The sequence below is a fragment of the Candidatus Hydrogenedentota bacterium genome, from assembly GCA_016791475.1.
Lineage (GTDB): Bacteria > Hydrogenedentota > Hydrogenedentia > Hydrogenedentales > JAEUWI01 > JAEUWI01.
In genome coordinates this window covers 141815-165567 of record JAEUWI010000008.1, presented here as the reverse complement: position 1 = coordinate 165567, position 23753 = coordinate 141815, and the positions used below count along the sequence as shown (strand labels likewise).

17 protein-coding genes and 1 pseudogene are annotated in these 23753 nt (G+C 61.2%); 13 read left to right on the top strand and 5 right to left on the bottom strand.

The window, feature by feature from the left end:
- Nucleotides 1-8: 8 nt before the first annotated feature.
- The gene (locus JNK74_06480) at nt 9-1994 is read left to right on the top strand and encodes a VCBS repeat-containing protein (GenBank protein ID MBL7645822.1); all 1986 of its coding nucleotides are present in this window, start codon (nt 9-11) and stop codon (nt 1992-1994) included.
- 141 nt (nt 1995-2135) lie between these two features.
- On the opposite strand, the gene JNK74_06475 is transcribed toward JNK74_06480, so the two are convergent.
- A complete protein-coding gene (locus JNK74_06475) occupies nt 2136-2933 on the bottom strand; it encodes a PIG-L family deacetylase (protein MBL7645821.1) in 798 nt (265 codons plus the stop codon).
- Nucleotides 2934-3211: 278 nt separating this feature from the next.
- On the opposite strand from JNK74_06475, the gene JNK74_06470 reads away from it, so the two are divergent.
- The 5 genes from JNK74_06470 to JNK74_06450 all read left to right on the top strand — a co-directional run bounded on the left by JNK74_06470 (nt 3212) and on the right by JNK74_06450 (nt 7856).
- Nucleotides 3212-3748 (top strand): dihydrofolate reductase, encoded by a 537-nt coding sequence (locus JNK74_06470; protein MBL7645820.1) that lies wholly within the window; start codon nt 3212-3214, stop codon nt 3746-3748.
- A gap of 49 nt (nt 3749-3797) precedes the next feature.
- Entirely contained in the window at nt 3798-4085 is a 288-nt protein-coding gene (locus tag JNK74_06465) for a hypothetical protein (GenBank protein MBL7645819.1), read from the top strand.
- 31 nt (nt 4086-4116) lie between these two features.
- A complete protein-coding gene (locus tag JNK74_06460; protein MBL7645818.1) occupies nt 4117-4482 on the top strand; it encodes a DUF1311 domain-containing protein in 366 nt (121 codons plus the stop codon).
- Nucleotides 4483-4624: 142 nt separating this feature from the next.
- Complete coding sequence (locus JNK74_06455) at nt 4625-5407, top strand: DUF3800 domain-containing protein (GenBank protein MBL7645817.1); 783 nt, start codon at nt 4625-4627, stop codon at nt 5405-5407.
- A gap of 286 nt (nt 5408-5693) precedes the next feature.
- Complete coding sequence (locus JNK74_06450; GenBank protein MBL7645816.1) at nt 5694-7856, top strand: sulfatase-like hydrolase/transferase; 2163 nt, start codon at nt 5694-5696, stop codon at nt 7854-7856.
- Nucleotides 7857-7922: 66 nt separating this feature from the next.
- Here JNK74_06450 and JNK74_06445 read toward each other — a convergent pair whose 3' ends face one another.
- The 3 genes and pseudogenes from JNK74_06445 to JNK74_06435 all read right to left on the bottom strand — a co-directional run bounded on the left by JNK74_06445 (nt 7923) and on the right by JNK74_06435 (nt 9501).
- Complete coding sequence (locus JNK74_06445) at nt 7923-8312, bottom strand: ankyrin repeat domain-containing protein (GenBank protein MBL7645815.1); 390 nt, start codon at nt 8310-8312, stop codon at nt 7923-7925.
- Nucleotides 8313-8448: 136 nt separating this feature from the next.
- Nucleotides 8449-9093, bottom strand: a complete 645-nt coding sequence (locus JNK74_06440; protein MBL7645814.1) for a hypothetical protein — start codon at nt 9091-9093, stop codon at nt 8449-8451.
- Between the two features lie 237 nt (nt 9094-9330).
- Nucleotides 9331-9501: pseudogene (locus JNK74_06435) on the bottom strand (prepilin-type N-terminal cleavage/methylation domain-containing protein).
- 578 nt (nt 9502-10079) lie between these two features.
- Here JNK74_06435 and JNK74_06430 point away from each other — a divergent pair.
- The 4 genes from JNK74_06430 (at nt 10080) to JNK74_06415 (ending at nt 15296) form a co-directional block, all read left to right on the top strand.
- Nucleotides 10080-11045: a polysaccharide deacetylase family protein gene (locus JNK74_06430; GenBank protein MBL7645813.1), complete on the top strand. Its 966-nt coding sequence runs from the start codon at nt 10080-10082 to the stop codon at nt 11043-11045.
- Nucleotides 11046-11376: 331 nt separating this feature from the next.
- A complete protein-coding gene (locus JNK74_06425; protein MBL7645812.1) occupies nt 11377-13323 on the top strand; it encodes a hypothetical protein in 1947 nt (648 codons plus the stop codon).
- Between the two features lie 33 nt (nt 13324-13356).
- Nucleotides 13357-14634 carry an NAD(P)/FAD-dependent oxidoreductase gene (locus JNK74_06420; GenBank protein MBL7645811.1) on the top strand — a complete coding sequence of 426 codons (1278 nt, stop codon included), beginning with the start codon at nt 13357-13359 and terminating at the stop codon, nt 14632-14634.
- 26 nt (nt 14635-14660) lie between these two features.
- Nucleotides 14661-15296 (top strand): class I SAM-dependent methyltransferase, encoded by a 636-nt coding sequence (locus tag JNK74_06415; GenBank protein ID MBL7645810.1) that lies wholly within the window; start codon nt 14661-14663, stop codon nt 15294-15296.
- Between the two features lie 73 nt (nt 15297-15369).
- On the opposite strand, the gene JNK74_06410 is transcribed toward JNK74_06415, so the two are convergent.
- Nucleotides 15370-18612, bottom strand: coding sequence for a HEAT repeat domain-containing protein (locus tag JNK74_06410; GenBank protein MBL7645809.1), 3243 nt, complete (start codon nt 18610-18612; stop codon nt 15370-15372).
- Between the two features lie 234 nt (nt 18613-18846).
- Between JNK74_06410 and JNK74_06405 the strand changes: the two genes are divergently transcribed.
- The 3 genes from JNK74_06405 to JNK74_06395 all read left to right on the top strand — a co-directional run bounded on the left by JNK74_06405 (nt 18847) and on the right by JNK74_06395 (nt 23370).
- Nucleotides 18847-20946: a DUF1080 domain-containing protein gene (locus tag JNK74_06405; GenBank protein ID MBL7645808.1), complete on the top strand. Its 2100-nt coding sequence runs from the start codon at nt 18847-18849 to the stop codon at nt 20944-20946.
- Nucleotides 20947-21031: 85 nt separating this feature from the next.
- Nucleotides 21032-22390 (top strand): hypothetical protein, encoded by a 1359-nt coding sequence (locus tag JNK74_06400; protein MBL7645807.1) that lies wholly within the window; start codon nt 21032-21034, stop codon nt 22388-22390.
- Between the two features lie 350 nt (nt 22391-22740).
- A complete protein-coding gene (locus JNK74_06395; protein ID MBL7645806.1) occupies nt 22741-23370 on the top strand; it encodes a transposase in 630 nt (209 codons plus the stop codon).
- Nucleotides 23371-23753: the final 383 nt, after the last annotated feature.

Here is a 23753-nt window from a genome sequence, read left to right as displayed (position 1 = left end):
TGTGATTGGTGATTCGATTCATTTTCCTGCTGGCGGGCGGTCTGGCCCTCTCGGTTCATGGCGGGGCCTGGCGGAGCGGGGAGCAGATCCCCGTGGGTACGGCCGATGGCATCGGCCCTCTGGCGCCCCATGCGGTCATGTCCGTGCCCCTGGGTGCGATCCGGTTGACCGAAGCCCCCAATCCCGAGATTGTCGTCGCCACCACGAAATACGGAACCGAATCGGGGATCTGGCGTTATCGGTGGAGCGGCGAGCGTGACGGTGTTCCCATCTTCGAAAAAGTCCACCGCATCACCCACCCTTTTGCGGATCCCTGGCCGCCTCCAGGCTGCGTCGTGCAGCGCCGGAGTGGCGAAATCTTCGGGCTTTGGCTCTCCGACGGGATGCTGGTCTGGACGCGCTACGACCGGGATGCGAAGTCCTTCGTGGAGCCCAGGCCCCTGGCCCTGAGCGGTCTGCCCCGAAGCCCCGACGCGGTGGGAGCCGCCGAGAAGCCCGACGGCACGTGGGCGGTCTACCTGGGCGTAGGGGATGGAACACCTTACAAGACTTCGAAGGCGGGTTCACGCGACGGCGATTATTTTCCCTACGATGGCGCGGGCATCTGGCATGGCGGCCAGCCCTACAGCGCCCTGTATACCCTGACGGTCTCGGACGACGGCAGCGCGCAGCTCGGCGACGCGGTGCGCGCCTCTCACCGAGATCGGGACGTTCGTATGGGCATGAACCAGATCGCGGCGGTCCACTTTGGGGCCGACGCGGCGATTGTCAGTGGTTCATGCTTTGGCGAACTCCATGTATTCCAAGAAAAGGCGACGGGGGACTGGGCGCCCCGTGCCATGGCCGTCGGCGAGGACGGAATTACGCTGCGGCATCCGACCATTTACCCCCGCCCCATGACCTACCCGAATGGGGACGGAAACTGGTGCGATCTGCTGGTGGGTGGCGAGGGAGGACTCTATTACTATGCCTGGACCGGCCGCACGATGGAGCATGGCCAGCCCGTGTATACCCAGCCGACGTTCGCGCTGGAGGCCAACGCGAAGCTCTATGGGGGGACCCTCCCCGTGACCAATGTGGTGGACTGGGACGGCGACGGTGACCTCGACCTGGTGGCCGGGAATTCCGAGGGGCTGGTGCAGTTCTTCGAGAACACGGGCGACAACGAAGTGCCCGCCCTGCTCCCGGGCGTGCCCCTTCATGCGGGGGACGAGATGATCCACGTGCAGCCCGGATACAAGCTCGATATTCAGGGGCCGGGCGAGGCGCGCTGGGGCTATACCTGTCCCACCGTGATCGATTGGAACAGCGACGGGACGCTCGATATCGTGATGAGCGACAGCACGGCGCGCCATCATGTTTATCTGAATGTTGGGTCCGCAACGGCGCCGAAACTGGCCCCGGCCCGCGCGCTGTACTACGAAGGGCTGGACATGCACGGCACCTGGCGCGTGCAACCCGCCGCGGGCAGGCTCGATGGGCGCATGGCCTATATAGCCCTGGACGAGGAAGACCAGTTTCACCTGTACTGGCAGGTGGACGCCTTCAACCTGCTCGACGGCGGGAAGCTCCTGCTGGATACGGGCGAGCCAATCTTCGCGAACTACCTGAAGGCGGGCGGAACGGGACGGTTGAAGCTCTCCCTCGTGGACTGGGATCGGGACGGCGCGCAGGACCTCCTGGTGGGTACGCCCCGCCATGCTTCCGTACCTCACCCGAAGACGGGTCTGCCCCAATCCCTGGGGCTTCCCGGGGCTGCGGTATTGCTGCTCAAGAATACCGGAACGGACGCCGCGCCGAAATTTGCATTTCCCAAACTCATGGCCTTCAAAGGCAAGCCCATCTTTCTCGGGCAGCACGCCTGTGGCCCCGCGATTGCTCCCTTTCGCGGGATGGACAACGCCGATCTGATCGTGGCCGAAGAAGAAGGGCGCTTTCGCTACTACCGGCGCGAGGACTTGAGCCTGATGGACGCGAGCGCAGTTGACAATTGACAGGTGATAGTTGACGCTGGACCGAGACACTTGCAGCCCAGCCCGCCGATGGATCCGTTAATGCAGCGACGGACAGGACCAAACGTGTTGGGCCTGTCCGTCGGGCTTTTCTGAATGTTTCGTTGTCAATTGTCCATTGAATTACGGCCATTCGACGCGGCGGAATTTCTCCACCATCTTACCGTCTTCCTCGCTGAGTTTTGTCATCCAGTCCTTCACCGCATTGAAGGCGTCTTCGCCCATCTCGGGGGTGTACTTGCTGAGGGAGGGTTCGAACTGGCTGGTATGAGCGGCGGAGGCCTTCACCTTGAAGTCGAAGACCTTTGTAATATCAATGGTCACGTTGGGCTCGACCGTGTAGTAAAAATACGCGAGGGGCACGTGGTAGGGCTTGAGGTTTTCGTCCAGCAGGTGCTGCGGATAGTACAGGTGCCACTCGGAGGCGATAAAGGCGTCCTGGGTGATGAAGGCGGCCATACGGTGGTCGGTCTTGATCCAACGCTCGTGGGTGGAGCCCGGATCAATGCTGAAGACCGCGTCGGGCCGGTGCAACTTCATCTGACGCGCGACTTCACCGCGAACGCGCTGGGGATCGGCGTACTCCAGATTGCCGTCCTCATAGCCCAGCCACGTGATGTTCTTCTTGGGCACGCCCAGGATTTCGCAGGCCTTTTCCTCTTCCGCGCGACGGATTCGGGCCAGTTGCTCACTGGTCATTTCGAGGTCCAGCGAACCCTTGTCGTCGTTGGTGAATATAACGATCTGTACATTGTTTCCGTTGTCCGCAAGGATCTTGATGATACCGGCGCACTGGAAGGTCTCGTCATCGGGGTGGGGCGTAAAGAAGAGGACGGTCTTGCCTTTCCACGTCTCAATCGGGGTGCTTTCAGGCTCGGCGGCGGTGGCCGTTGCACTGAGCGAAACAAAGATTGCAGCCAATGAAAGAAGAATCCTGATCATGTGTCGGGCCTTTCTGGTAAGAGTTTCCAATACTATACGACAAGACCCATTGGGTTTGAAAGTCGTTTCGCGGCGCCATGGCCCGGAACGGTCAACCCCGCCCGCGTCGCGCCACAGCGTTCGCACGTTATTGGCATGTAATTGCTAGTAGAGAACAGAGATGTCATTTTAATCGCGATTCGGGTAGGATAGGGACACAGATTCCGGTGGTATCCGCGCGTGGCTGCGTGCGGGCAAGGCAGTGAATGAGGTGCCCGATGAAAAGAGTGGTGTATTACGCGGCGTGCTCGCTGGATGGGTATATCGCGGGAAGAAACGGCGACATCAGCATGTTCGTGAAGAAAGGTTCGGTCTCCGAGCACTATCGACGGGAAATGGAATGCTTCGACACGGTCATCATGTGCCGGCAGACCTACGAGTTCGGCTACGGCTACGGACTCCGGCCGGGCCAGCCCGCCTGTGAGAACATGAAACACTTCATCTTTTCCAATTCCCTCACCTTTGACGAAGCCCATCCCGATGTAAAGGTGCTCCCGCCTACTCCGGAAGCGGTCGCGTTACTCAAAGAAGGCGCCGGGCGGGACATCTACCTCTGCGGCGGCGGCCCCTTCGCGGGCTGGCTGCTCGAGAGCGGCCTGATCGACGTGTTGAAGCTGCGCGTGAACCCCGTCATACTGGGCGGCGGTGCGCCGCTTTTCGGCAACTCACCAAAAACGGCGCGCCTCGATCTCGTCCGCTCGATCGCCTGCGACCACGGCGTGCAGATCAACGAATACCGGGTGACGGCCTCGTAAGGGGCTCAGGGCACTCGGGTCGGTCAAGGTTCAGCGAAAGGGCGTCATCATGGTGAGAGTCAAGCGTTTTGGAGTCGTGCGGACGGCAAAGGTAGTTGCGGCGCTTTACTTCGCCGTGACGGTCGTCATCGGTGTGCCGCTCGGATTGGTTCTCCTGCTCACCGGTCTGCTGCTCGGTCAAGGCGAGAGCATTCTGTCGGGACTCGCGGCCATGTTTATCATGCCCGTGCTTTATGGCGTATTTGCGTTCATCGGAGGCATTATCATCTGCTTGGTCTACAACTTCGTAGCCCGGTACACAGGGGGCATCGAAATCGAATTGGAACCTGAAAGGTGAACACCGCGACGTCAAGTCGCAAGGAGGAACGGTGGTACAGAAAGTTGTTGCCGGCGCACTGGTAGTGGGTATCGTGGCCGCGGCCTTTGCATTCGCCCAGACCACGGCGGACATGGAAAAGGATGCCGGGGCGGCGCTGGAAAAGGCCGATGCCGAGCTCAATAAGGTCTACAAGCAACTCCGCGAAACGCTCACCGAGGAGGAGCAGGCGCGACTGAAGGAAGTGCAGAAGCTCTGGATTACCTTCCGCGACAAGGAGGCGGAGTTTGCGGCATCGCTTTATGAAGGTGGCAGCATCGCGGGCATGGTGAAAGTTAACACCATGACCACGGCGACGGAGGCCCGCGTGCAGGGCTTGAAGAATCTGTTCCTTGAAGGCTATCCGGAAGGGCAATAGTCGCGTTGAATGCCGGCACTGAGTGATGATGGGTTACTTCGAGCAGTCGTTGGTCGCAACCGATGGGGCGGAACCACATAGCTCTGCAGATTCTCGCAGCTTAATGGGTCTGAATTATCGACGCTGACGGAAAGTTGGGGCAATGAAATATCGAATGTATATCGACGAGGTTGGCACCTCGGACATGAAATCTTCGAGCAACCCCAACCATCGCTTCCTAAGCCTTACGGGTGTGATCATGGAGTTGGAGCATGTACGGACCGATGTGTTCCAGCGCCTTGAGGGCCTCAAATCAAGGTACTTTGAATCTCATCCCGATGAACCTCTGGTGCTTCACCGGAAGGAATTGGTCAATAAGCGGGAGCCTTTCGGGGCTCTTCGGGATCCGATCGTCGAGGCGAGCTTCAATGGGGACCTCCTGAAGCTCCTGCATGAACTGGAGTACACCGTGGTCACCGTGGTGATTGACAAGCAGGCCCACGGCGAGAAGTATACGGTCTGGAAATATGAGCCCTATCACTATTGCCTCGCCATGCTCGTAGAGCGCTACACCCGCTGGCTTACACGTCGAGGGGGGACCGGAGACGTGATGGCGGAATCCCGCGGCGGGAAAGAAGACATGCGACTCAAGAAGTCCTTTCGGGGGCTGCTGGAACAGGGGACGAGCTTCATGGATGCATCGCAAATTCGGGGCCCGCTTACGTCGATCGAACTCAAAGTGAAGCCGAAATCGAACAATATCGCCGGGCTTAAATTGGCCGATCTGCTGGCGCACCCGTCCTACAGCTTCTTAAGAGCCCAATACGACGGGCAGCCCCGGCCCACAAATTTCGGAGGAAAATTGACCGATATCCTGCGGGCATCAAAATATGACCGTTCAAGCAGAGGTGAGATTGAGGGGTGGGGGATCAAATGGCTACCATAAAAAAGGCCCCCCGGGGATAAACCCTGGGAGCCTTCGAAGGCAATGCCTTCCACCTCCAGATAACTGGATTGGCTCTAGTTTATCAGCGTGGGGTCGGGAGGTCAAGAATAACGAGGAGCGCGCGCCCACATCACGGTCTCCCTCTGAGTTTGTTGTAGTACCATAGTGGTGAAAGACAGTGTCGACCATTCTCTGGTGGAATGATTGTTCCTGATGAAGAGGAGAGTGGCGGATCGTGGTACGATACGGGACCGAAGTTGATCGACAACCTGCGGGGAACTTACCCATGCGCCGTCGTACGTTCTTGAAATCTGGAATTGCATCCGCCGCGCTGCTCGCGGGCAGCGGCGAGCTCCACGCCCAGGAGGCGCCCCTCAAGCCGCCGAATATCCTGTGGTTGAGCGCGGAAGACCTGAGCCCGGATCTCGGCTGTTATGGCGATACCTATGCGACCACGCCGAATCTGGACGCTTTCGCGAAGCGCGCGATTCGTTATGATCGCGCCTTTTCTCATGCGGGCGTGTGCGCCCCGAGCCGTTCCGGCCTCATCACGGGGATGTACCCGACCACCATCGGGACCCAGCACATGCGTTGCTCCGGTATTCCCCCGGCGGGCGTGAAATGCTTTCCAGAGTATTTGCGGGCCGCGGGCTATTACTGTACGAACAACAGCAAGACGGACTATCAGTTCGAGCCCCCCTTGAGCGCCTGGGACGAGAACAGCAAGAAAGCGCATTGGAAAAACCGTCCTGAGGGCGCACCCTTCTTCTCGGTCTTTAATTCTGTGACGACCCATGAAGGACAGGTGCGGAGTCGCGATCCCGAGCGGCTTGCCCAGATTGAGGCCCTGGGCGACCTGCGGCATGATCCGGCGGGCGTCACCCTGCCACCCTACCACGCCGACACGCCGGCGACCCGAAAGGACTGGGCCCAGTATCACGACTTGATCACCCTCATGGATCGGGAAGTGGGGGAGGCGCTGGCGGAGTTGGAAGCGGCGGGCCTGGCGGAAGACACTATCATTTGGTTCTGGGGCGATCACGGCCGTGGCCTCACGCGGTGCAAGCGCTGGCTCTATGATTCGGGCACGCGGGTTCCGCTGCTGGTTCACGTGCCGGAAAAGTACCGCGCCTGGGTATGTCCCGATGCGCCGGATTCGCTGGCTCCCGGCAACACGGACCGGCTTGTGAGCTTCATTGATTTTGCGCCGACCATTCTTTCGATCGCGGGGGTTGCGCTTCCGGGGCACTTCCAGGGGCAGGCCTTTCTCGGCAAGGAAACGGCTCCACCCCGCGAGTATGTTTTTGGCGCGCGGGACCGGATGGACGAGGCCTATGACTGCATCCGTACCGTTCGCGACAAGCGCTTCCGTTATTTCCGAAACTACATGCCCTGGCTGACCTACGCGCAGCGCATCGAATACATGGACCAGATGCCCATGGCGCAGGATCTTCGCCGACTGCATGGGGAGGGGAAACTGGACGCCGTGCAGTCGCTGTGGTTCGCCGGAACGAAGCCGGAGGAGGAGCTGTATGACCTCGACGCCGATCCCCACGAGATCAACAATCTTGCCGGAGATCCGGCATTTGAGGGAGAGCTCCAACGGCTGCGAAAGGTTCACCTCGAATGGGCGCATGAAACGAAGGATTTGGGGTACTTGCCCGAGCCTGAAATGGACGCGTTGAAATGGCCCGGAGGCAGGGCGCCGCGATGCGCCCGGCCGGCTTTGTGGGAGACGCCGACGGGTCTTGCCCTGGCTTCGGGGACGCCGGGATCTTCCGTGTTATATCGGTTGAAGGGAGAATCCAGTGGCTGGCGGTTATACACCACGCCGCTGGATTTCGCGCTCGGCGACGGTCTTCTCGCGGTCGCCTGCCGGATCGGCTTCGAAGACAGCGAGGCGGTGACTTTTGCGCCTCAGTCCATCGGTGTGTTCGGACCACCCACACAACGGGTTGACGAGTGGAACGCCTCGTTGCAGAGCGGCTTTCAATCCTGCCCGCTGCTTAACCCGTGGCGTTGCGAACAGTCGCGCAAGCCTATTGCGGATTTCGCGCGTCGGTTCCTTGGATCTTCGGTCGCCGCCGACCGCTATTGGGCCGTCGTCAGTCTGCATCGGCGGGGATGGTCGACGAGCGAGGACCAATCGGAACTGCTCCGCCTTCTTGATGATCCCAGCCCGGTGGTTCGCATTGCGGCGGCCCAGGCGGTGCATGATGGGGAAAAGAGTGACCTCGCCTTACCCGTGCTGATCGCCGGGCTCGCCGACCCCAGCCAGAGCGTGCGGCTTCATGCCGCCATTGCGCTCCGCGATCTGGGAAAAGACGCGCTGCCCGCGCTGGATGCGTTGAAGGCGGCCACGAAAGATCCCTGGACCTACGTGGCGCGCGTGAGTCTGGACGCTGTTGCGGCGCTTGAGCCCGAACGGGAGTCTGAAATCACGCAATAAAACGCCCCCCAAAGGCAACAGACGTTGCACGGTGGAGGGCTTCAAACTGCGAGATAGTGTAAGCGGTTACTGGGCGGGCTGCAGCAGCGCTAGAACGTCCTCGCCCAGCCCGGCGGCGCGCCCTTTATCAACGGGATACTCCCCTTCGTCATTCTGCACGGCGGGGATGGCTCCCTTGTCCAGGAGCAACTTCACCATGGCGGCATTCCCGGAGGCCGCTGCGACGTGCAGGGGGTATTGTGAGCCCACCGGAAGTGGCTCGTTCAATAACAGAGGCTCCGTATTCAGCAGTTCATTTACTTTCGCCTCGTCCCCCGCCGAAATGGCCTGGGCAAAGTCATCCCGGAGATCGCCCATACCTTCGGGGGGCGGCGGCAGGCTCTTGTCCATGCACCCCGCGAGGAGCGCCGTGACGGCGAGAACATACATCAATATAGCAGAACGACCCAGACTCATCTTGGATACTCCGGATAATACGTTGAACGGATAAAGGCAGGTGGACCCAATGTATAAGATTGGGAGGGCTTTGCAGCCCTCCCAATGTCGTTTAGAGGTGTTCAGACGTTGCGCGCCACAAAGGCGCATAACGGGATCACGGTCCGAGAGAGTTACCGTCTTTGTGCGCTTCCTGGGTCATCATCCAGGCTTTGCTGCCGATGGGCTGGGGATACTTCGCCCATTCCACGTGGCCGTCCATGTACAGCACATTCGCGCCGCCGGGAACGTGGTTGAAGCTGTTCATGTCCGTAAGGGCGCCTTCGTTCGTGTAGGAGTTATCCCACATGACCGCGGCATCCGTCTGGGCGGAAGAGCTGGCGCCCGCATTGTTGATGTCGGTAATAACGAAGCGCTCGATACCTTCGCGCAACGCCAGCATGGTCACGGCGCGGCCCGTCGAAGGCATGGTGAAGGCCGCGGGCTGTTCGCGGTTCGCCACCCAGCCACGACCCTGCGTACAGGCGGCGGCGCGGCAGTCGAGAGACTGGGGCGCGGCGATGGCCGCGTTCGAGCTGAAGACCCACGTGAAGTCGGCGGCCGTATTGAAGTACTTGCCTTCAATCATGTAGCCCCAGTAGTTGTAGGACCAGTAGCCGCCGTGGTAGTAGCAGTTCAACGCCGGGTTAAACAGGGCCGGATCGCAGTACTGGCTGCCACCGCCCGCCGGAGAGACTTTCTGCTTCACCAGGGCATCGTTGGACGTATCCCAGCCGGTACCGATGGTCCGGTGCAGCTTCATACCAACCGTGGGGCTCCAGGTATAATCCTTCTGCTGTGAGCGGGGATAGTCGCCGTCCGAGGGGCAGAACTGGATCTGGAGGTCGGTAACGTATTCGGGATACAACTGTTCGAGCTCGTAGGCCCGTTCCAGCGAAGCGCCAAAGCCAACCGCGGCGCTGCTGTAGTTGTTCCAGAAGCGGGTGCCGCGGCGGGGCCACGCTTCACCCTTGCTCTCATTTGCAAACATTTTGAAGATGACGCCATGCTGCTTCAGATTGTTCTGGCAGCTTGCCCGGCGCGCTGCTTCCCGCGCACGGGCGAGGGCCGGGAGAAGAATGGCCGCAAGGATACCTATGATTGCAATCACCACCAGCAATTCGATCAGGGTAAAGCCTTTGCGGTATTTATGGGGTACAGCTTTAATCATAATTGCATTTCCTCAACGTTGTCGTAGATTGCCAATGAAAAACACGACCCGGGCATCGCTCCCGATGCCTCCTTGCACCTCCCTTCGTTCAGCGTGGGTTGCATTACGACCGACCCCCGGATCGGACGAAGGTCCGACACCGGGATATTGCAGACCGGCGGATATGGAATATAAATGCCGGGGCAAGAACGGAATAAAACGAAACGACTCCACAAACTGCGACTACCCTGCGGGAACCACGCCTGTTCCCTCGAACGCCAACTGACCGCTCGGAACTGCCACCCGGCGTCCTGCGCAAATTGCTCATTGCGTTCGAATGACTTTCTTATATTCAATTAAATCTCGTTTGTCAACCCCTTTATGCTTTGTTGCAGTATCCACACCTTTGCGAAACTCTCAGTAGACGGCCGGGGCCATTTTCAGGAAGCCCCGCTTTTAAAGCCCGAACGCCAATTCAGACGGACATTACACACCGATTCTATCGGGTCGCCCCCCGCGCGCCGCGATCTGCTACAATAGCCCTCTCCGCCCCGCCGGGGGCCCCATCAAACCATGTACTCACACGGAGAATACCATTCATGCTCAAGCCTTGCCTGGCGCTCGCCCCGCTCTTCCTGCTTTTCGCCATCGATGGACAAAGCGCCGAAAAAACCTATGCCGAACGTCTTGGCTGGCCCGAAGGCGCACGGGTCGTCATATTCCACAGCGACGACCTCGGCATGAGCCACCAAACCAACCAGGGCACCATCAAGTCCCTGAAGGAAGGGGTGGTCACCTCCACGAGCACCATGATGCCCACACCCTGGGTCCCCGGATGGCACGCCTTTCTGGAAACCAGCCCCGACACCGACAACGGCCTGCACCTCACATTGACCTCGGAGTGGGACCACTACCGCTGGGGGCCCGTGGCGGGCAAGCCGGCGGTGCCGACGCTGGTGGACAAGCAGGGATGTCTCTGGGACAATGTCGGCCTGGTGAATCAGCACGGCACGCCGGACGATGTGGAGCGGGAGATCCGCGCACAGATCGACAAGGCGCTGGAGATGGGGCTCATCGTGACCCACATGGACTCCCACATGGGAACGCTCTTTTCCAATCTGGAGTTCTACAAGCGCTACGTGAAGGTGGGCATCGAGTACAAGATCCCCATGCTGATCACGGGGCCAAACGGCTATCTCATGACCAAGTACGAGGGCGACCTCGCCCAGACGCTCACCGCCGAAGCGCTTCACGAGAAGGTCTGGGCGGCGGGTCTGCCGGTCATCGACGACGCCACGGGACAATCCTACAGTTGGAAGACATTTGAAGAGAAGAAGAAGATGTTCATGGAGACGATCAAGGAGATCAGGCCGGGCGTGACCGAGATCATTGTCCACTGCACCATCCGTGACGAAAACTTTGATGCGATCTCGCCCTCGGGCGAGACGCGCCAGGCGGATTTGGACGTGACGACGGACCCGGAGATTATTCAGCTCGTGAAAGACGAGGGAATCATCTTGACGACATGGCGTGAGTTGAAAGAACGCCGCGACAAGGTGAAATAGGCGATTTCGCCGCTGGAAACGCAAAGCGCGCAAAGAGGGTGTTGCAACGGGACGGTCCTGAACGCAAGGGCACCCAAGCAACGGGGCTTGATCGCGAATCAGCCGGGCGAACATCAGCGCGCCGCAGCTTGCTTGGCGTTCGGGACCGTCCCGCGCTTTAGAAATCGGGGGACGGTCCCGCACGTTGGGGTGTGCCGCTTTCGGGCGTAGGATTCCCGCACGCGGCAATGCACTTTTGCGGATCGAGTGCCCTTACGTGCAGGACGGTCCCCCTGGGGCCGCGCGACTTTCCTTGCAGATATGTTTATACTCTGCACTGGAAGGAAGTCTCGTGCTGGATAAAGCAACTTCATTACAATCTAATATTTATCCCGTGTGGCGCGGTGCGGGGGCCTGTGTGTTGTTTACCGTCGTCGCGGTGGCGGTGCGCGGCGTTCGGTGGGACGAGACCTGGGAGCATGCGCAGATTCTAACGGGGCAGGTGGTGTATCCCGAGGGGCATCCGCTGGCCCTCTACGTGCACAACGCCTTCAGTCTCCAGACTTATATTTCGGCAGGGATGCTTTACGCGGGGGCGGGTCCGGCGCTGGTTTGCGGATTCCGGAATGTACTGTTTCTGCTCGCGAGCGTGCTTCCGGTCTACGCCCTGACCGCCACGCTGACCCGCTCGGTTCTGGCGGGCCTCCTCGCGGCTCTGCTCATGATGCAGGGGGTAATGCTGGAGTTTGACGGCAGCTACCCGACCATGGTCTGGCCGGAGATCTACTCCAATGGTCACATCGGGGGTGGTGTCGTGCTGCTGGCTCTCGCGGCGCTCGTGGCCGGGCGATTTCGCAGGGCTTTCTTCCTGCTCGGTCTTATTCCCTGTATACACGTGGGCCAGTGGCCGCCGCTCGCGGTGACGGTGGGCCTCTTCGGCGGGCATGCGCTGATGGTGAGTAAAAAGGCGGCCGCGCCTCGTGCGGTGCGCTGGGCGGGCGTGTTTCTTCTCGGTCTTTGCCTGACCGCGTTGTTCTGGGTGGTTCATCGCCAGTTCACCCTTCCCCTGCCCGCGTCCGGTCCTTTTGCGGCGGGCGGTGATACGGAAGCAGTCTGGCGGGGTTACACCACGCTACACGATCCCCACCGTCGCTTTCCGCCGGGCAACGGCCACGTCATTCTCGCCGGGACGATCCTGCTGGCCTGGCTACTCGCAATCTGGGGAGGGGAGCATCGACTGCGCCGCACCGGGCTTGGCCTCGCGCTTTACACCAGCATCATTGGACTGGTCGTATGGGGCACCATGGCGGTTCATGCGGTGCTTGGCCCCGATATTCCTTTTCTGCTGATCGCGTGGATGCCGTACCGAATGATTAACCACGTGCCCGCCATCGCGCTTTCCCTGATGGTTGCCCTGATCCTTACCCGCTGGCCGACGCGGGGCTGGCGCCTGCTCGCCGGTGCGGCGGCGATTGGCATGCTGCAGCCCCTGTGGCCGTGGGTGGTGGGGGAGACTTTCCATCGCCGCTATCTGGCCGGCGGCGAGTGCGTTCCCTTCTTGCTGTACGGAGCGTCGCTCTTCGCTGTTCTGGTCGTCGCGGTGGGCCAGGGGGCGCGCTGGAGGGCCATCGCCCTCGCGGCGGCACCGATCATGCCCCTGGCCATGTATCACCGCTTTGGTGCGGCCTGCGTGGTGGCGGGAATCTTCATCGCCTTCGCGCTGGACCGGAAGTTCGAGTCCATTGCGGGATTCCCGAAATTCTATCGAAGCGGCCGATGGGCAATCTGGAAGCAGGCGGCGAGGCGCAGCAGGTTCAGGATTCCCGTCCCGCTGATCGTGGCGGGCTGCGCCCTGATCCTGATTCACCAGGCCGGCCACCGCCAGCAACTGCCCGCTTCCGCTCTTCAGGAGAGAATGGAATCCGCGCTTTTCGCCCGGGGTGACGTCTGTCTTCTCGCGCCGCCGGATAGTCTGTTACTACAGGCCACGACCAACTATCCCGTGCTTGCGGATGTGGCGACACCTTCGCTTATTAGCTACGTACCGGCGATTGGTCCTTCGATTGAATCCATGTATAGCGATATCTACGGCATAAGCTTCCGCCTGCCCGAGCCCGGCATGCGCCAGGAGCCAACCACGCCCTGGCAAAGGCTGTGGCGGGAACGGGATCAGGCAACGTGGGTTGAACTTTCCAGACGCTATGAATTTACCCTTGTGCTGGCACCGGTCGATTTGCCGCTGCAACTGACCGAAATACTTGCCGACGAGAGCTACGCGCTGTATGCTGTGGGCCGTTGAATGAGGAATGACGCAGAAAGCAGGACGTAACGCATGCGCGTAGGCATTATAGGCGCCGGGATTTCCGGTTTGAGCACGGCTCTGGCCCTGGCAAAGGCCGGCCACGAGGTGGACATCTATCAGCGCGAGAACGAGCTCGGCGGGCTTATCGCCACCTTCGACTTCGGCGGCTTTGATATCGAGCACTTCTACCACTTTCTCTGCACCTCCGATATTGGCTATTTCCGGCTCTGCCAGGAGCTTGAAATTGCAGATCAGTTGCGCTTTGAGGAGACCACCACGGGCTTCTACTACAACGGCACCTCCTACAGCTTCTGCACGCCGCTTGATCTCATTACCTTTCCCGGAATCTCCTTTCGCGACCGTATTCGCCTGGGACTTTTCGCGCTGGATGCGCGCAAGCGCAAGGACTGGCGCGCGCTCGATGCCGTGGCCGCGAAACCCTGGCTGATTGAACAACTGGGCGAAAATACCTACAACGTCATCTGGAAGCCCCTGCTGGAGATGAAATTCGGTGCCTTCCACGATCAGGTGTCGGCGGCGTGGATCTGGCACCGTGTTCACCGCGTGGCGAAATCGCGGGGCAAGCTGGGCTACCTGAAAGGCGGCACGAAGCTGCTGCTGGACACGCTCCACGCGCGCTTGAACGAGCTCGGCGTGCGTATCCACCCGGGCCAGCCGGTGAAGCGGATCCTGGCGAAGGAGGGCCGAGTCACGGGCCTCTCCTTCGACGGTCACGAGGCTGTGGACTGTGATCGCGTCGTTTCCACCGTGCCCCTTTCGGTGCTGGCGAAGCTGCTGCCCGCGGGCTGGGAAGAATATGCGGCCGAACTATCGCGCATCGACTACATCGGTGTGGTCTGCGCCTGTTTCAAACTGCGGCGTCGGGTTTCGCCCCATTTCTGGTACAACGTGCACGATCCCCGAATCCCCTTCAACGGGATTATCGAATACACCAACTTGAATCCGATGCCGGAGCACGACCACAGCATCGTCTATGTGCCCTACTACGTGGCCACCAGCCACCCCACCTTTGTAATGCCGGACGAGGCCGTGGTCGAGCAGTCGTGGTCGGCCTTGAAGCTCATGAATCCCGCCCTGGTCGATGAAGATCTCGTGGACAGCCATGTGGCCCGAACGCCCTTTGCCCAGGCGGTCTGTCCCACGAACTTCTTGAATCTGCTTCCCGACCACCTGTCGCCGCTCCAGGGGCTTCGCCTGTTGGATTCCACATTTCTTTACCCCGAAGATCGCACGCAGGCGGGACATATTCGCCTGGCCAACGAGTGCGCACTCCACATCGAGGCTTGATGACGACCGGGCACCGCGCGGAAGACGTGCGCGCACATTACGCGACGTTGGCCAAAACCTACGACGATAAGGCCAATCGCGCCTGCAAACGCTATTATGAACAATTGATCGCCCGCAGCCTCGGCGGATGCCGCCGCGTACTCGAAATTGGCGCCGGGTCGAGTCCCTCGTTGGAGGTGTTGTCGTCATCGTTCGGAGTCGCGTGTGACCTTTCCCTGCCCATGCTGGCGACGCGTCGTGCCGCTCCTGAGCGGCCCCGGGTCGTGGCCAATGGCCAGCAGCTTCCCTTTCGCGATGGTGTGTTCGACGGCGTCTTCTGCGTGAACGTGCTGGAGCACGCGCCCGAACCCGCGATGCTCGTGGCGGAGGCCGCGCGGGTGCTGTCTCCCGGCGGACGGTTTCTCGCCATCACGCCCAACGGCGACGCCGAACGACTCCTCGATCTGCTGGAGCGCTTGAAACTGAAGTTACCTGAAGGCCCCCACCAATTTGTGACCTTCGGAGGTCTCGCCGCACTCGCGGGGGACGACTTCACGCTGGTGGAGCACCGCAAATGCCTCGCCTTTCCCGCCGGCCCCGAAGCGCTGGTGCGCTGGGTGGACAACCTCGGCGGCGAGCCCGGCTGGGGGCTTTTTCAGTATGCGGTGATGCGAAAGCGCTGAAGGGGTTCATGGGTCGTATGGGGCCGGCGACATACGACCCACACGACCCATAAGACCCATAAGACCCATTCACTCAGTTCCGCGCCACCGGTATGAGCCAGTCGTCGTTGTTCAGCGATTTCAGGAAGGTAATCAGATCGATCAGCTCCTCCCGCGAGATGGCCAGATCCAGGCCCTCGGGCATTTTCGAGATCGGAGACGGCGTCATCGATGTAATATCGCTGCGATTGATGCGCACTTCCTCGCCCACGCCCGTTTTCAGCGTGATGGCGTCGTTATCCTGACGGGCGATGATGCCGTCATAGGTCTGCCAGTCCGTCTCTACGGTGTAGGTTTCATAGTCCTGCACCAGGCTCGCATTGGGGAAGAGCACCGACTCCAGGATATCGTGGGAGGTGCGGACCACGCCGACAGTCGTCAGATCGGGACCGAGGTGACCGCCTTCATCCCCAATGGCGTGGCAGGTGTAGCAGGCGGCCTTCTCGCCGAAGAAAACGCGGCGGCCCCGGCCCACATCGCCCGACATGGCCAGGGGCTCGAGATCGAGAAGCTTGGCCACGCGGGCCTCTTCTTCCGCCTTCTGCTGGGCCAGGAGCGGCTCAGCCGCGGCGCGTACCTCTTCAGGGAAGGCGGCGAGGACCGGCTCCAGGATGGCGGGGGTGCGCATGTGGGCCGGGAAGCTGGGGCTGCCCAGGCTCGCCACGAGCGCCTGACCCACGGCGGGATCCTGCTTGCCGTTGAACGCCTTCAGCAGGTTTGGCACGGTAAGCACGTCGGCATCGCTCAGGATGTCGGAGGCGATGGTGAAAAGCTGGGCGTCGCTGAGGTGAGACGCCGCGAGAATGCGCCCGGCGGATTGGCGCAGCGCGGGGTCGCCCTCCCGGTCCTTCAGCACACCGAGGATTAACTCCGCCGATGCGGGATCCAGCTCGGGCATGCGCCCGGCGATGGTGCTGAGCGCGTGGAGTCGGTAGCCGATGGGCAGGGCTGCGTCCGCCGCCTGCTGCGCGAGAATCGCATCGTGTTCCGCCAGATTGCGGCTCTGCACAAGACCGACAGCGGGCCAGCGAAGCTCTTCAGGGCCCTGGGCAATAAGCGTGCCCAGCACCGAAATCCACGCCTCGGGCAACTTGTCCAGCGGGGCGGCCTCTACGATTTCGAGTAGGAACAGTTTGCGGCTCGTATCGATTTCAGCGTCGCTCAGAAGACCGGCGATGGCCTCCTGGGCCGGTCCGGACGTGGCGTAGGTCAGCAGGATGGACCGGAGCCCACTTGCGCTCCCCGGCTCGAAGGACGGGCTCCTGAGGACGCCGGTCATTTGCTCCAGCAGGCGCTCCGACCATTCGGAATGGCGGGAAGCGATGAACAGCGCCGTCTCGCGCAGGGAATCGTCCCGCGAGGCGAGCAAGGGCAGCACATCGTCCACCGCGATGAGTTCTTTGCCCATCTGGTCGAGACTTATGGCCGCGGCGGACTGAATCCTGGGATTGGTGTGCTTCAACAGGTTCTTCGCAACTTTATCCATGTGCATCTGGATTGCGGCCATCGTGATTGCGTGGGTTTCGAAAGGATCGACCGCATGGGCGGCCGCCATGTACAAGGGGAAGACGGACTCGATGGCGCGGAGCGAACCGAGGCTGGACGCGGCCTGGCGGCGCACGGCGGGCTCCGGATCAAAAAGCAGATTGGTCAATGCGGGGCCCGCGTCGCGGTCCCCCGTGAGGCCGGAAATCCGTGCCGCGGCGATGCGAATATCGGGATTCTCGTCGCGCAGTGCAAAGCGGATGGCGTAACCCGCGTCCTCGCCGCCCAATTGGCCGATGGCCCAGACCGCCTGAAGCCGGATGTTGTCGCCGCCGCTCAGCGCGGGATTGGGCTTGTAGAGACGTTCGGGGCCGCCGTGCTCCTCTTCCTCCTCCTCGTCGATTGGAACGCCGGAGGCCTTTCGCTGGGCTTCAACTTCCGCCTCGCGCTTCTTGTCTTCCACCTCCAGCTTCAGCAGTTCCGCCAGGGGCGCGACAGCGCCCTCGCCCTGGGCGATGAGCAAACTGAAGGCCTGGCACCGCACCTGGGGGCGTTCATCGCCAAGATAGTGAACAAGCTCCTCGACCGGCAGGGCGCCAAGCCCGAGGTCACGGCCCCAGGGGTCGGCCACCGGGGTCGCGTCCGCCTTGCGCACGCGGTAGATACCGCCCACAATCTCGGGCTTGGATATGCGGGATACCGGACACGCGTCCACATACCAGCCGCCGGTATCGCAAACGAGCAGGCTGCCGTCGGCGTCCTGCATCACGTCCGTCGGGTGAAAGTCAGGATGCGACGAGGTGAGGAAGTCGCTGTCCTCGGTGCGATAGGTCGCGCCATCCCGGAAGAGCTTGTGGCGCTGCACGCGGTGGGGGTTGAACTGGGCGCTGAAAAGATTGTTGGTGTATTCCTCGCCCCAGACGGCGCCTTCAAAGCGCACGAGGCCCGCGGGCGCGATACGGGCGAATTTGGTCATGGTGGGGAGCAGCGGGCCGGTGCGGACGAACTCGGACATGCTCGGGCCGGGTTTGGGGAAAACACCACCTTCCACCCAGTGCATGAGGGCGTCGCGCTGACCCTGAGCGGGGTCGCGGAAGTAGGTCATGGTGCCGATGGTCTCGCCGGCGGGAGTGAAGATGATTTCCACGGGGTTGTCGAAAGCGCCGCCCGCCATGCGCTCAAGCTGGGTACCGTCGGGGCGGCAACGCCAGATGCGCGAAGCTTCGCCCTGGAGGCGTTCGCCTTCTTTTGTGGTGATGTCGTAGCCATGGCGGCCGTGGGTCAGGTAGAGCCAGCCGTCGGGGCCGAGGAAGGGGCCGTGGAGGCTTGCCGAATTCCGCATGTTCCAGCCGGTGAGGATGACTTCCCGTTCGTCGGCCACGCCATCCTGATCGGTGTCTTTCAGGCGGACCAGATCCGGCGGCGCGGATACATAGACCGAGCCCTGGTGGCAGAGCACGCCCATGGGAAAGGTCAGTTTGTCGGCGAAGACACTCTTGGAATCGTACACGCCGTCCTTGTCCGTATCCGAGAGGCGCAGGATCATGAACGACGGATTGGCGATCATCGCGGCGGCCTTCATGTCGCTGCCGGTGGACTCCGCCGTATAAAGGTTGCCGGCTTCGTCGAATTCCATGAACATGGGATAGGACGAGAGGCCCGGTGTGGCGGCGAGCTCCACCGTGAATCCCTCGGGCACCGTGATGGATTCAAGTCCAGTGGGGGACTCGGCCCGCGCGGTGGCGGAGAGCAACACAAGGCCGAAGGCGGCAATCGCTGTACTTCTGGTCATAAGTCTATTCCCTTGTTACATGGCAGCATCGCCCGAGGGGCGCCGGGGGGTTAACGGGTCGCCCATCTTAGCACAACCCAAGTCACTTTTCTTCCCGGCAGGGGCCGGAGGCGGCGGCCGATTTCTCAGAATCATCACCTGCCGAAAAGACTTGCCCCTCCGGCCGGAACTCCGCATAATCAAGGGCTGTTGTCGCCTGCGGAGGGCGGCGCGAACGCTGAGGATTCATTGATTATGCATTGCACTTCCATGTTTCGGGCCGGTCTGCTCGCTGGACTGGCCCTGACCGGCTCGCTGGCGCGGGCGGAGGTCCGGCAGGTGACCGAACCCATTGCCCTGTTTAACGGCAAGGACCTGACCGGTTTCTACACCTACCTGCGCGATCACGGCGCGAACAACGATCCGAACAAGGTGTTTACGGTGCACGACGGGATGATCCACATCTCCGGGCAGGACTACGGCTGCATCACCAGCCACGATTCCTTCGACCGCTACAAGATCGTCATGGAATTCAAGTGGGGCCAGAAGACCTGGGGGGATCGGGAGAAGGCCACGCGGGACAGCGGGCTGCTCGTGCACTCCGTGGGCGAGGATGGCGGTTACAGCGGCATCTGGAAACACTCCATCGAGGTGCAGTTGATCGAGGGGGGCACGGGCGACTTTATTGTCGTGGGCGATGGCACCGACACCTACAACCTGACGGCCAACGTGGCGGAGGAGAAGCAGGGCAGCAGCCATGTCTTCAAAGAAAAGGGCAAGCCGGTCACGGTAAACAGCGGACGCATCAACTGGTGGGGACGCTCGCCCGATTGGACAGATACCCTCGGCTTTCGCGGCGAGCATGACGTGGAAAAGCCCGTGGGCGAATGGAACACGCTGGAAGTGACGGTGGACGGCGGGAAGATCGACACCTTCCTCAATGGCATTCGGGTGAACGCTTCCATCGATGCGAATCCGAAGAGCGGCCAGATTCAAATTCAATCGGAAGGCGCGGAACTTTTCGTGCGCAAGGTGGACCTGCTGCCACTGGAGGACGTGGGCAAGCAATCGCGCAATGCCGCGAGCCCCGAGCGGGTTGCCGCCGTCGCCAATGGCGCGAAGGAGGTAGCCAACGTCGGCTGGTGGGGTTTTAATGAACCGGACTCGACCGCGGCCATCCAGGGCGCGATCGATTCCGGGGCAAAAAAAGTGATCGTGCCCTTCGTGGGTAAACCCTGGATTGTCAGTCCCCTCACGCTGCGCAGCGACCTCGAGCTCTTTCTGGAGCCCGGGGTGCTGCTGCTGGCGAAGCGGGGCGAGTTTCAGGGGGGAGGCGACTCCCTCCTGTCGGCCAATGACGCCGAGAATCTAATCATCCGCGGCTACGGCGCGACCCTGCGCATGTGGAAGAAGGACTACCAGAATCCGCCCTACACCAGGGCCGAATGGCGCATGGGCATCCGCCTCATGGGCTGCAAGAATGTGCTGATTGAGGGCGTGCGCGTGGAGTCCTCCGGGGGCGACGGAATCTACGTGGACGGCGGCGGCGACCGGCGCTGGGGCGAGGACATCACCATTCGCAATGTGGTCTGCGATGATCATCACCGCCAGGGCATCAGCATCATCAGCGCGCAGAATCTGCTGATCGAGAATAGCACCTTCTCCAATACCGGCGGAACGCCTCCGGAAGCGGGCATCGACTTCGAGCCCGACAGCGCGGACCAGCGCTTCGTCAACTGTATGGTGCGCAATTGCACCTTTGAGAACAACGCCGGACACCAGATTCTCGTCTATCTCAACCCCATGGACATCACCAGCGAGAAGGTGAGCATTCGCTTCGAAAATTGCGTGTCCCGCATGGGCAAACCGGGCATGACCCTGGCCGATTTCAAGGACATGGATCAAAGGGGTTGGGCCGGCATGTCCGTGGGCACCTGCAATGACAACGGGCCACAAGGAACCATTGAGTTTGTGGATTGCACCACGGAAAACACCGGCAAAGAAGGCGCCAAAGTGTACGACGTATCCGCCAACAGCGTGGATGTGCGCTTCATCCGCTGCACCTGGGCGAATCCGTGGGTGTCGGCCTTCCGAGAATATGGCGGGCCCCGCGTGCCCGTGTTGATCTACGCGCGCCGCCCCAGCCTCGTCGGGCGCAATGGCGGCGTGTATTTCGAAGACTGCGAAGTGTACGATTGGGCACAGCGCCCGGCGGTGCAGTTTTACGAAGATCAAAGCAACAACGGATTCTACGACATCAGTGGACAGATCACGGTGCACAGTTCCCACGGCGCAATTAAGGCCTTTGGGGATAAGCTGGAGAATGTGACGCTGAAAGTGGTGTCGGGCAATTAATAGGACGGACAGGACCGATACGACGGATTGAAATCGGTCCTGTCCGTCGTATCGGTCTCAATACTGAATGGAGAACAAGCCGACCATGAATCGCACCATCGCCATTGTATTAGCTTTCTGCTTTGTCGCCCTCAGCGCCCAGGCCGAGTTCACCCTCGCCGCCTTCACCGCCGACGTCACCTCGCCTCTGGGTCATCCCGGCATGGCCGGCGGCATTGAGTCTGCAAAGGAGATCGTCGATCCGCTCTTCGCCAAGGGTATCGTGCTCATCGGCGGCGAGAAACCCGTGGTCTGGTTGTCCATAGACTGGTGCGAGATCCGCAACGACGCATACAACCGCTGGCGCGACGTCATCGCGGAAGCGGCGGGCACCACGCCGCAACACGTGCTGCTGGCGGCGATTCATCAGCACGACACCCCCGTGGCCGATCTCACCGCGCAGAAATTACTCGATGAAGTGGGCCTGGAGAAGTCCCTCTGCTTTGTCGACTTCCACGAAGAGGCGGTGCAGCGCACAGCCCAAGCCCTGCGCGATGCCCTGCCCACGGCGCAGCCCGTCACCCACTACGGCATGGGCGTGGCCCAGGTGATGGAGATCACCTCCAACCGTCGCCTGGTTCACCCCGATGGAAAGATCGACTTCGGTCGCAACAGCTCCAGCCCGGCCGAAATTGGCGCGCTGCCCATTGATCTGGTGGATCCCTGGCTCCGCAGCCTGAGCTTCTGGAATGGCGACACCCCCGTTGCCGTGCTGAGCAGCTACGCGGTGCACCCCATGAGCCACTACGGGAAGGGAAGCGTCACCGCAGACTTCCCCGGCATGGCCCGGGCCATGCGCGAAAAGGACATGCCCGGCGTGCAGCAAATGTACTTCTCGGGGTGCAGCGGCGACGTAACCGCGGGCAAGTTTAACGACGGCAAGCCGGAGAATCGCCCCGTCCTCGCGAAGAAGCTCTACAACGGCATGAAAGCGGCCTTTGAAGACACGGAGAAGTTCGCCCTCGAAAAAGCAGACTTCCGCACCACGCCTCTCTTCCTCCCGCCGCGCAGCGACAAGGGCTACACCGAGGAAGAACTCTACGCGACCCTGCGCGACACCACTCAGAAGACCTTCGACCGCAATCTTGCCGCCATGGGCCTGAGCTGGCTGAAGCGCTGCCAGGCCGGTATTCCCATCGACGTATGCGCGGTCGATTTCGGCGAGGCGGTGTTCCTGCTCATGCCCGCCGAATCCTTCGTGCAATACCAGATCACAGCGCAGGGCATGCGCCCCGACGTCTCGGTCGTGATCGCGGGCTACGGCGAAAGCGCCCCCGGCTACATCCCCTCCGCCGCCGCCACCGAAGATCTCTTCAACGAACACCACAACTGGCTCTGGGTGGACAAGAACGTCGAACCGCTGATGAACATGGCCGTGCAGAAGGTGCTGCTGCCAGAGTTGTAGGGACTGACGCGGACACGTGCCCTGCGGTAGCGACAGCGACTTCAGATTGGAGTCAACCGCACCCAAGCGAAGTTGATTCCAACGTCCGTGTCTGTCCCGTCGTGGCCCGGGCGCACGCGGTGCAATCACAACGCCCGTATTGCGGGTCAGTGTCGCGGATTGCGTGGGCAACGAACGCCCTCGCTCACCTCCCTCACGACGGGACAGCCACGCGCGTTAGAGGGCCCATCCCATGTGCGGTGCCTCTTCATTGACCATGGCGTCGCTCGCGCGGATAGAATGGGCCCGTGCGCGTCAGTCCCTGTGACCTCCCTCTTGACACTATACAACAGTTGCGTTAGTGTAGTGACATGCCCAGAACAGCACGAATTGTTATTCCCGGGGCGGCGCATCACATAACGCAGCGGGGCAACGACCGGCAATCGGTCTTCTTCGATGACGAGGATCATCGAAAATATCTCGAGTTGCTGCGGCTCTTCGGCGAAGAATTCTCCCTTCGGGTGATCGCCTACTGCCTCATGAAGAATCACGTGCACGTGGTGGCGGTACCCGGTTTCGAATCATCCCTTGCCGACACCATCGGTCGAACGCACCAGCAATATACCGCCTATTTTCAGGAAAAGTATTCACGCAGTGGGCACTTGTGGCAGAGCCGGTTTTTCTCGTGTCCGATGGACGAATCGCATGCGATGAATGCGCTGGCCTACGTAGAACTCAACCCAGTTCGCGCGGGAATTGAGGTCGAGCCCTGGTTGTATCCATGGTCCAGTGCGCAAGCCCATGCAGGTTTGCGGGGCGATCGACTTCTCGATCTAACGCGGTGGTTTGGCCAGTTTACAGTGGAGGGATGGGTCGAGACATTGGGCGGGAAGCGAGAGGACACGGACCTCGTGCGGGATATTCGCCGACACACCCAGCGTGGCAAGCCCTGGGGTTCCGATCCAAGCTTCCTCAAAAAAGCGAGGAAGTGCGGCGCGTAGGGACTGACGCGGACAAGTGCCCTACGGTAGCTGCAGCGAATTTGTCTCGAAAGCGACTTTACTCGGGCGAAGTTAATGTCAACGTCCGTGGCTGTCCCGTCGTGGCCGAGGCGCACGTGAACAGACACGACGCCCTTATCAAGGGTCAGTATCGCGGATCGCGTGGGCGTTGAATGCCCTCGATCACCTCCCTCACGACGGGACAGCCACGCGCATTGGCGGGCCCGCCGCTTTTTGTGGTGTTGCTGCTTCGTTCGAGGATGATGCCGTTCGTTTGAGCGGACCAGCGCGCGTCAGTCCCTTCTCGCCCCCAATCCGCCATCGATCCTTGCAAATTATCCACGCCGTGGATGATTTGCAAGGATGACGGGAGGTTTTGGGGC

Excerpts from the sequence above, each read along its gene's own strand:
- JNK74_06400 (MBL7645807.1), top strand. The coding sequence starts at position 21,032 with ATGAATCGCACCATCGCCATTGTATTAGCTTTCTGCTTTGTCGCCCTC.
- JNK74_06470 (MBL7645820.1), top strand. The coding sequence starts at position 3,212 with ATGAAAAGAGTGGTGTATTACGCGGCGTGCTCGCTGGATGGGTATATC.
- JNK74_06430 (MBL7645813.1), top strand. The coding sequence starts at position 10,080 with ATGCTCAAGCCTTGCCTGGCGCTCGCCCCGCTCTTCCTGCTTTTCGCC.
- JNK74_06450 (MBL7645816.1), top strand. The coding sequence starts at position 5,694 with ATGCGCCGTCGTACGTTCTTGAAATCTGGAATTGCATCCGCCGCGCTG.
- JNK74_06445 (MBL7645815.1), bottom strand. The coding sequence starts at position 8,312 with ATGAGTCTGGGTCGTTCTGCTATATTGATGTATGTTCTCGCCGTCACG.
- JNK74_06405 (MBL7645808.1), top strand. The coding sequence starts at position 18,847 with ATGCATTGCACTTCCATGTTTCGGGCCGGTCTGCTCGCTGGACTGGCC.
- JNK74_06440 (MBL7645814.1), bottom strand. The coding sequence starts at position 9,093 with ATGAAGCTGCACCGGACCATCGGTACCGGCTGGGATACGTCCAACGAT.
- JNK74_06395 (MBL7645806.1), top strand. The coding sequence starts at position 22,741 with ATGCCCAGAACAGCACGAATTGTTATTCCCGGGGCGGCGCATCACATA.
- JNK74_06410 (MBL7645809.1), bottom strand. The coding sequence starts at position 18,612 with ATGACCAGAAGTACAGCGATTGCCGCCTTCGGCCTTGTGTTGCTCTCC.
- JNK74_06465 (MBL7645819.1), top strand. The coding sequence starts at position 3,798 with ATGGTGAGAGTCAAGCGTTTTGGAGTCGTGCGGACGGCAAAGGTAGTT.
- JNK74_06455 (MBL7645817.1), top strand. The coding sequence starts at position 4,625 with ATGAAATATCGAATGTATATCGACGAGGTTGGCACCTCGGACATGAAA.
- JNK74_06420 (MBL7645811.1), top strand. The coding sequence starts at position 13,357 with ATGCGCGTAGGCATTATAGGCGCCGGGATTTCCGGTTTGAGCACGGCT.